Source organism: Paenibacillus mangrovi (genome assembly GCF_022898935.1).
GTDB classification, from domain to species: domain Bacteria; phylum Bacillota; class Bacilli; order Paenibacillales; family Paenibacillaceae; genus Paenibacillus_AQ; species Paenibacillus_AQ mangrovi.
The window spans coordinates 121,476-134,184 of the sequence record NZ_JALIRP010000003.1 but is presented as its reverse complement, the minus strand read 5'-3'; the positions used below and the strand labels follow the sequence as shown (position 1 = coordinate 134,184).

Sequence of the window (12,709 nt, the reverse complement as noted above, 5' to 3'; positions counted from 1 at the left end):
ACGTCTACACACCTGGAACGAGGTTGCCGATGCTGCTTTCTTTACGGCCTTGGGGCTGTCATCGTCGAATTCAGACCCTGATCCCATTTCGGGCCATTCGGCCCTCGGTCCGGACCGAAGTTGCAGCGGATTCGAGAAGAAATGGGCAGCAACATGGAAGGGGAATCAGCCGGATTTCAGGATGATCCATTACGCTAACGGATACGTTGGTTCAATACAATCGAAGCAGGAACTGGGGTATTCTTCTAACTTAGGTTGTCAAGGGCGGCATCGCAGTCTATTTTGAAAAAATACGAATTCGTGAGAATAAGGGAGTAAGACTCTAAAGTTACGGGTTTAATCCGGATCCATTCCCACAATCGTTGCAGTTCGGATCGACGTTAGTAATCAAATGCGGAAGACCAGCTATTAAATAATCTCGTTCAGAAACTCCTCGATTCTACGGTTGACTTCGTCCGGATTGTCCAGATTCGTCAAATGATGCGCGTTCGTGATAGTATGCATGATAGCGCCTGAAATTCGCGCCCCCAGCTCGGCCTGTTGTCGCCCGACCATATTATCCCTGTCACCGTGCAAGATAAGGGTCGGGCATTTCACCTTCTCCAGATCGCCTTTGCTTTCCATCCGCAGGTTGCCCGCCCAATGTCGCACGAAATTGTGGTGCGTCATCAGTCCGAACGCTTCCATGATAAAGCCGTAATTAGAGGGAGTGATCTTCGAGAGCGTGGTTGCTGTCAGCTTGGCTGTTGTACGCAGCGGAATGAGACGCGTAGAGAAACGGCTGAACGGAGCGGTCGCCTTCTCGAACCAATTGAACGTATTCGTGAACGGCGTGCCGATTAGCACGAGCGCCCGCACACGCTCCGGGTAACGGATGGCGGTCTGCAACGAAATATGCCCCCCCATCGACAATCCGCACAAAATAGCGGACGGAAGCTGTAGCTTCTCCATTAATGCGGCCAAATCTTTGCTGAATAGCTCCGGATCCACCTCGCCCTCAGGCAAGGAGGAATATCCATGCCCCCGCACATCCCATAACAATCGTCCGATATGAATCGGAGAAATAATCGATCTGCGGCGCCCATTGTTTATGGTACATCGAATGGCCATGCGTGAAAATGATCGCGGGCCCGCTTCCCTTCTCCTCGTAATAAATGTCGGCGCCATTTAATTTCAACGTAGTCATATGCACACCTCTACGATAAGAAATTTCATATCTTTAATAGAGTATATTTCCAGCCACACAAAAAGGTAAGGCAATAGTTTTGAAATGATTCGTTTTAAAAACGGGTTTCGCAATGTCGGCATTGCGGCGATTGCGGAGGCTGCGGGTGGTTTCGCAAGTAACGATTTACAACTATTTCGGCAGCAAGGACGACATGACGCGAGACGTCGTCGCACATTGACCGAACATAATACGTAAAAGTTATCGGGTTCAATGGTCTTTAAAGCCGAAGAAACATACGATCTAATCCCAATCTATGTCATACAAAAATTCGAATCGTTTCATGCTCAACGAAGGGGGAACCAGTTTAAACACGGCGTTTCTTAAACGAATGAGCCATTTGTTTTCAAGCTGAGCGATTTGACCGACTTGCTTAGACATTTTAATAATTTGGCCTGTACGATCCAATCTATTACTTTCATAATCTTTAAATGCTGTGACCATATCCCCGTTAGTATCCAAACATCTCGCCAAGACGTAGGCATCCTCCATCGCTTGCCCAGCTCCTTGTCCTAGATTAGGTGTGGTTGCATGCGCCGCATCACCGAGCAGAACAACTCGCTGAAAGGCGAATTGTGGAATCGGTTTAATATCCAAAATATCATTGTGAATGAGCGATTCGTCATGCGCAGCCTGGATGATCTGTGGGATCGGCTTGTGATAATCCTTAAAAATGGAAAGTAAATCTTTTACGCCGTACTGTGCTGCTCTTGGATCACGTGCCTTCGCTTTCACGCATGCAAACCAATAGATTTGCCCACCGGCAAGCGGTACGATACCGAACCGCCCCGAAGAACCCCATGTCTCCGTTGCTATAAGATCGTCGATCGCGATTCCAGAAGAAGGAACAACAGCTCGCCAGCACGTATAGCCGGCATATCTTGGCAAAGAATCTGGCACTAATCTTCTGCGAAAAATGGAGTTGATTCCATCAGCAGCCACTACGGCGTCCGAGCGGATTGTCTCTCCATCTTCAAACGATACCGTGACGCCATCCGGGTCCTGCACAAAATCCACACATCGCTTATTTAGGACGATGGTTCCGGGCTTTAACGCATCCCGGAGGACGAGGTGAAGGGCTGCTCTGTGTATCGTCACATTGTCCGTACCGAAACGTTTGCTAACCAAAAGCGAATCCGTCTCCGTGATGGGGGTTCCATGATCAGATTTAATAATCATTTTGTGCAAAATTTTGCTGTGTTTCATAATCTGTTCTTTTAATCCCAACTTATCCAAAGCTTTAAGCGCGTTTGCACCGACCCCGAGACCTGCTCCCAGCGATTGATACAAGGGTGCGCTTTCATACAGCGTAACGTCATGCCCTCTTTGCTGCAAAGCAAATGCCGTGCACAGGCCGCCGATTCCTCCGCCTATTACGGTGAAATTTGCCATATGATTATTCCTCCTCCTTGTTGACTCCAATACCTTCCCAAATCATCTCAAATTGATCAAAGAACATCGAAACTAAATCCTGATCTTGATCGGGGAATGTGAGCCATTGAATAACGGTTTGAAAATATATTGAAATCATAAGGAACGATAACTTTTCCGGGTTCATGTGGCTCTTTAATTCATTTTTAATTATGCCTTCCTTCATGATCGGTGACAGGGCAGTTTGAAAATCTTTGATTTGTTTGCCTTCCTGTTCCATGAACATTTGCGAGTGGATAAGTTCAAAGAAAAAGACTTTTACCAAATCGCGATTTTCTTCAAGATAAACGAACAGATCTTTAAAAATGGCAAGTAAACTTTCTTTAATGTTGGTCATATTCGAGTTCCGGCTGATCGCTTGATGGACAACCTCCATCTGGTAATTTCCTAAATGGAACAAGATCGTTTCTTTTTTCGGAAAATAGTTATAAAAAGTTCCTTTGGCAATTCCGCAAGCTTGTGTAATCTCTTCAACCGTCACCCCATCAAAGCCTTTTTCTTTGAACAATTGCAGGGAAGTTGAAAAAATCAGTTCTTTCAATTCATCTTTTCTTTGTTTTTTTAACATGTTCATACCCCGTTTTGAACTATGATCATTATATGACCAATAGTCATTTAATGACTTATAGTCATTATATTAGTCTGCTTGATCATTCGGTGTCAACAAAAATACGTCCTCATGTCTGGCCGCTGAGCAAGAACAGCCGTAGAGCCGGGATAAGTAAGAAGAGCAGCCTGCCACGTTTTATTAAGACGCTCGCTGATTATGCCCCAAAAATGACGGGATGGAGTGATCCTCCAGATTTCCATGCGAATAGCCACTTAGATCACCGGCCTCACCAAGTACGCCAGCTAGACTCGTTGTATTGACGCCTCGTATTTCAAGCAGCATTTGTGCGTAAGGAATACGTTCAAGAATAAGATAAAGCTCGTGCTCAATCTGTTCAAGTTGGCGCTTCGCCAAGTCATATTCTTCAAGCAATTGCCCAAGATGAAGCTTGTAAGCGTGGAGTGCCTGGGTGGTTCCAACACTGGATTTTGCAAGTGAAATGAGCAGCTCAGCGCGTTTAACTCCAGCATGATGCTTCACATATTGCTTCCAACCGTCGAGGATCTGTTCCGTTTCTGACGGAAATGGAGCACTAAAAGGAGTCGCGCGTACTTGATTATAAACTATGCGAAGTTATCGGGGGCCAAGGCTTAACGGCATATAATTTCACGATATCAGGTATTATGAAGACCGGGATGCGGAGGAAGTTCCTTTCGATCTGGAAGCATTCATGCGGTATTATGCGGTTTGCAACCACGGAAACCGGTAATAGTGAAGCCCTTTACCTGCTTCTTAGGTAATAGGGCTTTTTTTCGTCAGCCTCGCGACCTGCGCGAATCGACTTATCCAGTTTATCTAGGTGCCTTCCAGTAGGTGGTAAAGAGGTAATTATGCCCATAAATGGAGATGATAAAATTCCCTATTATATGGGCAAAAAGGATGATTTTCCCTCAATTAAACATAGAGTTAACAATTGGATGATTATAATATAGACGAATTTTGTTTAATGAGTTATCGACGTCCAAAGAATTTAAAGGAGTGTGAAGCCAATTATATACAACGATAGTACCGCGAGGAAGAGAAAGGGCGCAAATGGCAAAGAGTGAGTCCGAGTCCCGGACCATAACTTGCGAGCCACAGCGAAAAGAAGAGCTGCCGTACAGGCGATGAGAAATACATAGAGATTGGGAAGCCAGCCGATCCAGCAGCCGATGGCCGCAATGAGCTTAATGTCCCCGGCTCCGATGCCGCGGGTCCGGGAACGGATCAGCATAAGAGGAAGAGCAGGCAGCAGAATGCCTGAGATTGCTTCCGGAATCGACCGGTCCAGCACACTGTTTAAGAGGCCCAGGGCTAGGATGGAAGCCGTGAATCCGTTGGGGATGGTTCTTCTTTTGAGGTCGTGATAACTGCATAACAGCAAAAGCAAGGCGAAGACGGCTGCCGGGACGATTGTCATGACGATGGACTCCCTTCTGTGGTGAGCTTGTCCGTGCTAATCCGAGGGGGACGTGCATTTTCCGATCCACCGCAGACCGGCGCTATTTTCTCATACTTGATCAGCACCGTCAAGAAACCGGTGCCGCCAATGGCCGGCTCCATGATGGACCTGCTGCTTACAAAGGTGATGACTTTGAAGGTTGTGTTAGTGTCGGGCCCCACGTACGCGCTGGCGTCCGAATTTCTGCCGAGAGAAATCGATATTGTGAATGTGGAAGGTCTCGCGCTGCCGGAGGCGCTGCTGTATTTACAGAAAACGAACCCCTCCGCCGATGGCGTCCTGATTACGGACGGGGCGATGTCCGGACAAGCGTCCCGGGACCGGGAGGATCTCCTGCGCATTCGAAAATGGCTTGACGAGCGCTGCGGGCACAGGTTCCCGCTCATGCTCCTGACAAGGAATTTCCTCCTCGAGACGGAATTGGCGCGGCTCGGCGGAGGCGGAAATGGAGGAAATTTCACCGTCATCGTGTGCGACTATGCCCGCGTGCCTGCCTTTATGTTTCGGGAGGCGTTTGCGGCGCTCAAGGATGCGGCCGGTTCGAGGCCGTCGGCCCGGCCCGAGACGGTGAAGCGGGATCCGCCCGCGGATCCGGACACAGGGAGGAAGCGGTCGTTCCTCGACCGGTTTCGGCCGAAGCCGAGAAACGAACCGGGCCCGCAGGTGCCGGCGGCAAATGCATTCGGACACTTGGGACGCGGCATCAGCAGGGTGGTAGCGATCACCGGGCATCGGGGCAACGGTCTGACGAGCACGGTTGTGAATCTGGCTGGGGAGGCGGGCAAACGCGGCCTCAGCGCGATCATGATCGACCTCGACCTGGAATACCGTGGGACGAATCTGTATTTCAACCGGTTCCACGATGCTTCGAAGAAGGATGAAGACATGGGCGCGGCGCTGGTCCGGACGCTGGCCAGGCCGCAAGAGTACATGACGACGGCATTCCACATCAAGGATGAGCTGTGGCTCGCGGCGCTGGGCTATTCGTTTCACGACCGCAAGCTGACGGAGCAATTCTTCAACAGCGCCAAATTGGTCGGGCTTCTATCGGTACTGCGGAACAATTTTAATCTGATCATTCTCGATTTTCCCATGGATCTGCTCCTTACGTTCAGGGAGGCGATGATCCATATCGATACGTTCGGCTTGTGCGTGCCCAACAACCTGCATGCTGTGATCAGCACGGTACGCAACATCGAAGTCGTGCTCAGCAGGGAAGACGCTCTGTACCTGAATGCGAAGTCGAAGATCATCGTCACGAAATACAACGACAGATCCAGGCTTCAGGGGGAAACCTTTGCTCCGGAGAGGGTCGGCGAGGTGCTGTCGGCAGGCCTTAGCGACAGTCTGGTCTATCCGATGAAGACCGCGGGCCATGTGCCGTACAGCCATGATTTCGACCGGCAGATCGAGACGGACATCCCGGCGTCAGAGAGCGACAAAACCTACGAAAAGGCATATGGAGACATCTTGCTGCGACTGATGGAGGGAGCCAAGTAACATGGATTTGAGCACCGTAAAGAGCGTGTCCCCAAACCGGAATACGTTCAAGAAGATCATGGCGGTTCTGTTCAGCCTGACGGTCATTGCGGTTTCGTTCTACGTGATCACGAATGCCAACAAGGCGGCTAAGGATACGGTCGACGTGCTTCGGGTGAAGCAGGACGGCGGGATTCCCGCTTATGCAGTCCTGACGGAGAAGCAACTGGAGAAGTACGCCATCATCAAGAAGGAGTATACAAGCGATATGCTTATGGCGGACGATCTCTCGCAGGTCATCGGCAAGTTCTCGAAATATTATATAAGAAATAACAGCGTGCTCTATGAGGACCAGCTTACGGAAGAGAAACCGCTGAAGAACGAGTGGCTGTACAAACTTGACGAGAAGAAGGAGGTGCTTACTCTACCCTATAACTATCTCGAAGCCGGAGGGGACATCCTGATGCCGGGCGACCGCGTCCGGATTCGCGTATCTTACGAGGTGGACGGGCCCGGCGGCAATCCGAACGGCATCTACGGCGTATCGCAGGGAAAGATCACCAAGACCGAGATTTTGTTCGACAGCATTGAGGTCAAAGACTTGCTGAACGCCAACAGCCATTCCATATACGAGGTCTACAAGGAAGTGCTCAAGCTGAGTGAAGACAAGCGGCAGAGCGTAATGAAAAGCGAGAATTTTCTGAAGAACATACAGCCTCGCGCGCTTCTGCTGGAAGGGTCCAAGGAGCAGATCGACAACTATGCCAAATATAAAGGGCTGGAAAGCAAATCGCTACTGATCACGATTCTGAGCAGAATAAACAGCGATGTGATCGTAGACCAGTTACCGACGCTTCAAAAAGAGGTGGAATCGTGGATCGACAAGCAGAACGCACGCTAGACCACGTCCTGCAAAAAATATCGCCCAAGGATAGGATCGGAGCCGAACTTCGGGACAGCCATCTGATTTATAGCGTGGTGGGTTTTACGCCGGCGTCCGACTTCACGGATAACGCGATGCTGATCAGCAATCTCGGTTACCTGTTGTCACAGAAGGGCTTGAATACATGCATGGTGGATCTCAAGGTCTTCTACCCGAACCTGTATCAATACGTTGACGTTACGCCGGGCAAACGGGGGACGGGACTGATCAAAGTGCTGAAAAGCGACAAGGTCGATTTTCGCGAGGAGATCCTTCGAACCCGGTATGACAGACTATATCTGCTCTCGCCCAGCCCGCACGATCTGATCGAAGAGTATTTCGACTTCGATTTCGAGCATCTGGAGAGGGTCATCGATGCTCTAAAGAGCATGTTCGACATTGTCCTGCTTGACATTCCGAACATTCCACCGCTTGAATTGTGCATCGGTGCGATGAAATACTGCCATGTCGGCTTCTTTACCGCATCCGAACGGATTGAAGCGCCCGGCAATATCGTCAAGCTTCTCGATTACGCATCGTCAATGGGGATCAGCACGGCGAAGTTCATGAGCATTATCCTGATGAATCTGCAGGATCTGCAGTATGACTACCAGGTGATGAAGGAGCTCGGCTTCAATATCGTGGCTGCGCTGCCGTTGGTGAAGGCGGCCTCGGCCTATGCGCTCGAAGGAAAGCTGTATGTACGCGACAATCCGCTCATGAACAAATATTGGCTGAAGGAAATGCGGCGGCTGGCCGACCTGCTCGCGAGCCAATAAGGAAGGGAGGAGAACGGGTTTGCTTACGCGCGCAAAGGTTAGCGACATGCAGCAAAAGGTTTCCCATCAAGTTCAGCACACGGAGAACATGGACGAACTGAGGAACAAATACACGACGATCACCTTTGAGGAATCGCTGGAGCTATGCCAGAAGTATATCACCAAGATCGCCACGCATGCGTTCCGGCGCGAGGGTGATCCCGCGCGCAAGCGCGAAATGACCATGTCGTATATCCATGAGTTCGTCGACGCCCAGAAGCCGAACGTGGAGGGATATTACGAGCTGGGATCCCTGAAGCAGGCGCTCATCGACGAGATATCCCATTACGGCCCGATTACGAAGGCGATGGAGGACCCCTCGATCGATGAAATCCGGGGGAACGGACCGGATCAGATATTCGTGGAGAGCGGCGGAAAGACGCTGATGTGGGATCAGCACTTCAGCGACCGCGAGCACATGGAACGGATAATCGCGAAGCTGATCGGGGTGTCCAAGGTACGGCTTACACCGAAAATCCCCATGGTCAATGCGAGAACGATCGAGGGGTACCGCGTTAATGCGACGCATGCGGAAATATCGCCATACGGCATGCCCGCTTTCGTCATCCGCAAATTCAGCAAGAAATCGATCACCCCCGAGACCATGATCAAGAACGAGTCCTTCTCGGTCAACATGTTCAAGCTGCTGTCGTTGATCCCGAAGGCCGATCTGTCATGGATCACGGTCGGGCCAACTGGGAGCGGCAAGACAACGCTGAACGAAGTGTTGATCAAGGAAATCAACCCGATGTCCAGAATCATCACCATCGAGAATCCGTCGGAGATGCGACTTCTTCGCAGGGAGGGCGGCAGCGAGCACGGGAGGATCATCAACGATGTGCTGCAGTACGAATCCGTGCCGGACGAGGACGATGCCAGCCCCGCGACGATGGAGAACCTGCTCATCAACGCCATGCGGCAGTCTCCTCACTGGATCGGACCGGGCGAGCTTCGGACCCCGGGCGAATTCGCGACGGCGCTTCGCGCCGCGCAGACGGGGCACTACTTCTTCACAACGCTGCATGCCGAGGGCGACAGAGAGGCGATCTACCGTTTTCTGACGGCGTATTTGATGGCATCGAACGAACCGGCCGAGCTGGCGCTTCGGAATATTTGCACGGCGGTCAAGTTCATCATTTTCCAGGAAAAGTTGGCGGACGGAACGCGAAAGGTCACTTCGATTTCGGAAATCCTAGGCTCTGAGGGGCTGGAGCCGATCGTCAACCCGATTTACAAGTTCATCTCCGAAGACGTTCAGGAGGAAGAGGGGACGCATAAGGTGCTGAAGATCGTCGGTAGGCACAAGAGAGTCGGCATGCTGTCCGAGAAGGCGCAGCAGTCGATGCTCAAGGCCGGCATCAAGAAGAGTCGGTTCGAATCTCTGACCCGGATGCCCGATGAAGACGAAACGGAAAGGTACTCATTCGATGAATACGACTTTACTCGTTAGCATATTCATGGGGTTGTCGTTCTTTATCCTGTTCAATACCATATTTGAAGTGAGATTTTTCCAGGGGACCTCAAGGTTTTTCCTCGGTATGCTGGACACGCTCGCCGAGCACCTCGGGCGTTACAACACCAAGCGCTACGTCGAGCGGATCAAGAGGGAAAGGATCGTCAAGCAGAAGGAAAACATTTACGCGAAGTATAACCGGTTGGTGGAGGAGCTGATTCTGGATTTTAATCTACCGCTGACGCTTGAGAGCTTCACTTCGCTCCTCTGCATTTGCTTTGCGGTGACGGCGCTGCTTGTCGTGTTCTTCATGCAGAACGTCACGCTGTCGGTGGTCGTGACGATCTCCATCTTCATCGGCCTCCTGACCTACTTCGTCATGCAGTCGAAGGCGATCAAGGCCGAGAAGCTGGAGGGCATCATGGACGCCGAGGACATCATCTGCCCGCTCGCCCGGGATGGCGTACTGTTTGCGATCAAGAAGGTCATGGAAAGCGAAGAGTACATCCGGCCGAGTCTGCGACCCTATTTTCAGCAATTCATTGACAATTGCGAGAATAACGGCTACTCCTTTCGGCAGGCCATCACGCTGCTCAATCGGCAGCTGGGACCGAAGTTCGACAGCTTCACCAAGAAAGCCATCGTGTTTGAATACAACGAGCGCAAGGGAATGGCCGACATTTTCCTCGATATCGTGGATGAGAATGCGGTGCTGAGAGAGATCAACGCCCGGAAAGACAGGATATTCCGCAAAATGAACCGGGATTTTCTGCTGAAGACCGCCATCATTATCCTATTCTTCTTTTACGCGCTGGCCGTGCCTGATTTCCGGACGTTCATGCTACATACCGACATAGGCAAAATGATCAATACGCTCTTGATCAGCGTGGTCTGCCTCAGCTTCGCCCGCTGTCAAGCCCTTCAGGGGAACCTGGGCCCGGGAGGCGGAGCCAAATGATTGCGATTGCCAAGCTTAGTGCGCTGATCTCGGTCGTCTACCTCGTCAAGGTGTTCCTGTACCCGCTCTTCAAGCCGGTAAACCGCAGGCAGAAGCGGCGCGCCAGAAGGTTCTTGAAGGAACGGAAGAACGCGGCCTTCCGCGAGAAGCTGGAAGCCATGAAGCGCTCTTTCGCGGTTAACTATGTGGGTAAATTCCTCGGGACTGCGGAGAGGCAGCGGTTTCAGAAAATGATCGACCGGCTGGATCTTTCAATCCTGCCGGAACAAATCCGCGCCGAGCAACTGCTGTACGCCGCCGCGGCGGTCCTGTTCACGGCCGCGGCGGCGAGCGCGAACCGCATCCTGGGCTGTGCGTCCGCGGTGATCATCATTCTCGGATGGCTCTACCCGGTCACGGAGATGGAGAAGAAGATCGACAAGAAGAACAAAAACATCGCGTTTGACTTTCCTGCCTTCTACAGCATGGTGTACTACCAGTATTCGAAATCGGTCAGTATCTATCTGGCCGACGTGATCCGGGATTACTTGCCGAACGCCGATCCCGACATAGCCGAGGAGCTCGGGGTGATGCTCGACAATATCGAATACGGCGAGGAATACGCGCTGAAGCAGTTCAAGAAACGGGTGCCTCTTCACTACATTATCAAGTTCTGCGACATCCTGGAGACACGTCTCAAGGGCTACGACAACACCTCCCAGATGGTTTATCTCAAAAACGAGCTGGACGAGTTCCGGATCCGGTCGTTCGAGAAGGAACTGCAGAAGCGCGAGCGGAGCAATTCGCGGCTGCAATTGATCTTGATTGCGGTACTGATGGTCTATATCGTCATCTACTACCTGTTTACGATTCTGGCTTCACTCAAGATGTTTCAATAGAGAGACTGGATGCGGAGGAATGCTTCGATGAAGAACAGCGGCAAGGGGCAGAAGAAGATGACGTTTTGGGCGGATGAAACGGGAGAATTCGGCGTCAAGCAGATCGCGGTCACCGTCGCCGTTATCGTGATCATCGGCATGATCGTCACGGTGGTGCGGACCAATTTGGGGACGTGGGTAGGCGAGATATGGTCGTTATTTATGAAACAAATTCAGGATCTCATATCGTAGGGGATGAAGGCAGATGCGGGGGTTAGCCAAATCCGTCCTGGTTGCGATCCTGGTATCGGTCTGCATCATGATGTTCACCAACCTGGTCTTTTTCTTCCCGTGGTATATGACGCTGGTGGTGGAAACTTTCAATCTTTCCCAGGCCGCGGCAAGCGACAATTATATCAAGCAGTCCTACTATGATGACGCGCTGGATCGGATGAGGAACCGGCCCATTTACCGGGATAAGGCTGAGGATATCCGAATCGCCGTTACCAATGAGAGCGGCTACAGCGCGATCGGCGGTGACGACGAGGAGGCTTATGCCGCATTGACCGAATGGGAGAAGCCGTACCGACAGCGCGGCAAGTCGGTAACGGTAACGGTAAGCGCCGTCTACCCTTTGAAAGTCACGCTGTGGGGAAAGAAGTATGAGCAGGAGATCCCCGCTTCGTTTTCGTTAACGACGATCGGGCTGAAGCATTACAAAGATCTGGATTTCTACTTTGATTGAACGGATGGGAAGCCTCGTGAGAAATATCGCGTTGGGTCTGCTGATGGTGATTTTGTTGTCCATTCTGGTCGAACCGATGGTCGAAATCGCCAACGTCACCCGGGAAAAAATCGTCCTTGGCGCCGCGCTGTCGAACGCATTGCGAGCCTCCAAGGACAGAAGCCTCCGTTATGACAACATGCGCAGCCTGGATGCGATAATCGACAGGGAGAGGTTCAAGGATTATTTCGCGGAAGCCTGGAGCAGCGCGATAAAGGCGACGCTGGCATCCCGGACAGGCGATACCATGGTGTTCGCGCCGGACAACGGGAAAGCGAACGAATACATCGTGACGCTGGATTTCGCGGAGCGAACGGATGCCGTCACGGGGCAGGTGGTGGCCGAAGTGAAGGTCAAGGCTGAGACGGTCTACAAATTCAAGACGAAGTATTTGAAATGGGCCGAGCGCGCCGGTAATGACGTCGACTACAGGCTTGTCGGAGAACGCAAGCTGCTGCTGACGATTAGGAACTGACAGGGAGGAACTGTCTTTGGAAGAGATCATGGTCACCCTTCAGGTGGACAACGGCTTCAGCGTGGATCTGAAAATTCCCGTATTCGTGACCGCCGGCGAGCTTCTGGCCATGCTGGCGGAGGGACTGCAACTCCCTTGCGGCCCGGGCAGCCGGATCCAGGCGGAGCCGCTTGGGCGGATTCTGGATCATGAACGAACGCTGGAAGAGGAGGGGGTTGCGCATGGTGCGCTGCTTACGCTCCTCTGAGGAGAGTTG

At 51.7% G+C, this 12,709-nt stretch carries 17 protein-coding genes; 10 read left to right on the top strand and 7 right to left on the bottom strand.

What is annotated here, in order from left to right; translation table 11 throughout:
- Window positions 1-408: 408 nt before the first annotated feature.
- The 7 genes from MUG84_RS08790 to MUG84_RS08765 all read right to left on the bottom strand — a co-directional run bounded on the left by MUG84_RS08790 (window position 409) and on the right by MUG84_RS08765 (window position 4,808).
- On the bottom strand, window positions 409-1,005 hold the full coding sequence (locus MUG84_RS08790) for an alpha/beta fold hydrolase (RefSeq protein WP_342346103.1): 597 nt from the start codon (window positions 1,003-1,005) through the stop codon (window positions 409-411).
- Window positions 998-1,186 (bottom strand): alpha/beta fold hydrolase, encoded by a 189-nt coding sequence (locus MUG84_RS27450; RefSeq protein WP_342346102.1) that lies wholly within the window; start codon window positions 1,184-1,186, stop codon window positions 998-1,000. The genes MUG84_RS08790 and MUG84_RS27450 overlap by 8 nt, the downstream gene beginning before the upstream one ends.
- 282 nt (window positions 1,187-1,468) lie before the next feature.
- Window positions 1,469-2,617: an FAD-dependent oxidoreductase gene (locus MUG84_RS08785; RefSeq protein WP_244723824.1), complete on the bottom strand. Its 1,149-nt coding sequence runs from the start codon at window positions 2,615-2,617 to the stop codon at window positions 1,469-1,471.
- 4 nt (window positions 2,618-2,621) lie between these two features.
- Window positions 2,622-3,224 carry a TetR/AcrR family transcriptional regulator gene (locus MUG84_RS08780; protein WP_244723823.1) on the bottom strand — a complete coding sequence of 201 codons (603 nt, stop codon included), beginning with the start codon at window positions 3,222-3,224 and terminating at the stop codon, window positions 2,622-2,624.
- 180 nt (window positions 3,225-3,404) lie between these two features.
- Window positions 3,405-3,746 carry a hypothetical protein gene (locus MUG84_RS08775; protein WP_244723822.1) on the bottom strand — a complete coding sequence of 114 codons (342 nt, stop codon included), beginning with the start codon at window positions 3,744-3,746 and terminating at the stop codon, window positions 3,405-3,407.
- Window positions 3,747-4,236: 490 nt separating this feature from the next.
- Window positions 4,237-4,665 carry a prepilin peptidase gene (locus MUG84_RS08770; RefSeq protein ID WP_244723821.1) on the bottom strand — a complete coding sequence of 143 codons (429 nt, stop codon included), beginning with the start codon at window positions 4,663-4,665 and terminating at the stop codon, window positions 4,237-4,239.
- Window positions 4,662-4,808 carry a hypothetical protein gene (locus MUG84_RS08765; protein ID WP_244723820.1) on the bottom strand — a complete coding sequence of 49 codons (147 nt, stop codon included), beginning with the start codon at window positions 4,806-4,808 and terminating at the stop codon, window positions 4,662-4,664. Before MUG84_RS08765 ends, MUG84_RS08770 begins: the two co-directional genes overlap by 4 nt.
- On the opposite strand from MUG84_RS08765, the gene MUG84_RS08760 reads away from it, so the two are divergent.
- Genes MUG84_RS08760 through MUG84_RS08715 form a run of 10 tightly spaced genes read left to right on the top strand, consistent with a single transcriptional unit; the run spans window position 4,795 to window position 12,700 of the window.
- Complete coding sequence (locus MUG84_RS08760; RefSeq protein WP_244723818.1) at window positions 4,795-6,207, top strand: CpaE/TadZ family protein; 1,413 nt, start codon at window positions 4,795-4,797, stop codon at window positions 6,205-6,207. The two genes, MUG84_RS08765 and MUG84_RS08760, sit on opposite strands and share 14 nt — an antisense overlap.
- Window position 6,208: 1 nt before the next feature.
- Window positions 6,209-7,087 (top strand): CpaB family protein, encoded by an 879-nt coding sequence (locus MUG84_RS08755; RefSeq protein ID WP_244723809.1) that lies wholly within the window; start codon window positions 6,209-6,211, stop codon window positions 7,085-7,087.
- Window positions 7,060-7,887, top strand: a complete 828-nt coding sequence (locus MUG84_RS08750) for a CpaE/TadZ family protein (RefSeq protein ID WP_244723806.1) — start codon at window positions 7,060-7,062, stop codon at window positions 7,885-7,887. The genes MUG84_RS08755 and MUG84_RS08750 overlap by 28 nt, the downstream gene beginning before the upstream one ends.
- Window positions 7,888-7,906: 19 nt before the next feature.
- Entirely contained in the window at window positions 7,907-9,376 is a 1,470-nt protein-coding gene (locus MUG84_RS08745) for a TadA family conjugal transfer-associated ATPase (protein WP_280521249.1), read from the top strand.
- Entirely contained in the window at window positions 9,354-10,337 is a 984-nt protein-coding gene (locus tag MUG84_RS08740) for a hypothetical protein (protein WP_244723804.1), read from the top strand. Before MUG84_RS08745 ends, MUG84_RS08740 begins: the two co-directional genes overlap by 23 nt.
- Window positions 10,334-11,215 (top strand): hypothetical protein, encoded by an 882-nt coding sequence (locus tag MUG84_RS08735; RefSeq protein ID WP_244723802.1) that lies wholly within the window; start codon window positions 10,334-10,336, stop codon window positions 11,213-11,215. Before MUG84_RS08740 ends, MUG84_RS08735 begins: the two co-directional genes overlap by 4 nt.
- A gap of 27 nt (window positions 11,216-11,242) precedes the next feature.
- Window positions 11,243-11,446, top strand: a complete 204-nt coding sequence (locus MUG84_RS08730) for a hypothetical protein (protein ID WP_244723800.1) — start codon at window positions 11,243-11,245, stop codon at window positions 11,444-11,446.
- Window positions 11,447-11,459: 13 nt separating this feature from the next.
- On the top strand, window positions 11,460-11,939 hold the full coding sequence (locus MUG84_RS08725; RefSeq protein ID WP_244723798.1) for a hypothetical protein: 480 nt from the start codon (window positions 11,460-11,462) through the stop codon (window positions 11,937-11,939).
- Window positions 11,940-11,955: 16 nt separating this feature from the next.
- Entirely contained in the window at window positions 11,956-12,453 is a 498-nt protein-coding gene (locus MUG84_RS08720; RefSeq protein ID WP_244723796.1) for a hypothetical protein, read from the top strand.
- 16 nt (window positions 12,454-12,469) lie between these two features.
- Window positions 12,470-12,700: an EsaB/YukD family protein gene (locus MUG84_RS08715; protein ID WP_244723793.1), complete on the top strand. Its 231-nt coding sequence runs from the start codon at window positions 12,470-12,472 to the stop codon at window positions 12,698-12,700.
- The last annotated feature ends 9 nt before the right edge of the window (window positions 12,701-12,709 follow it).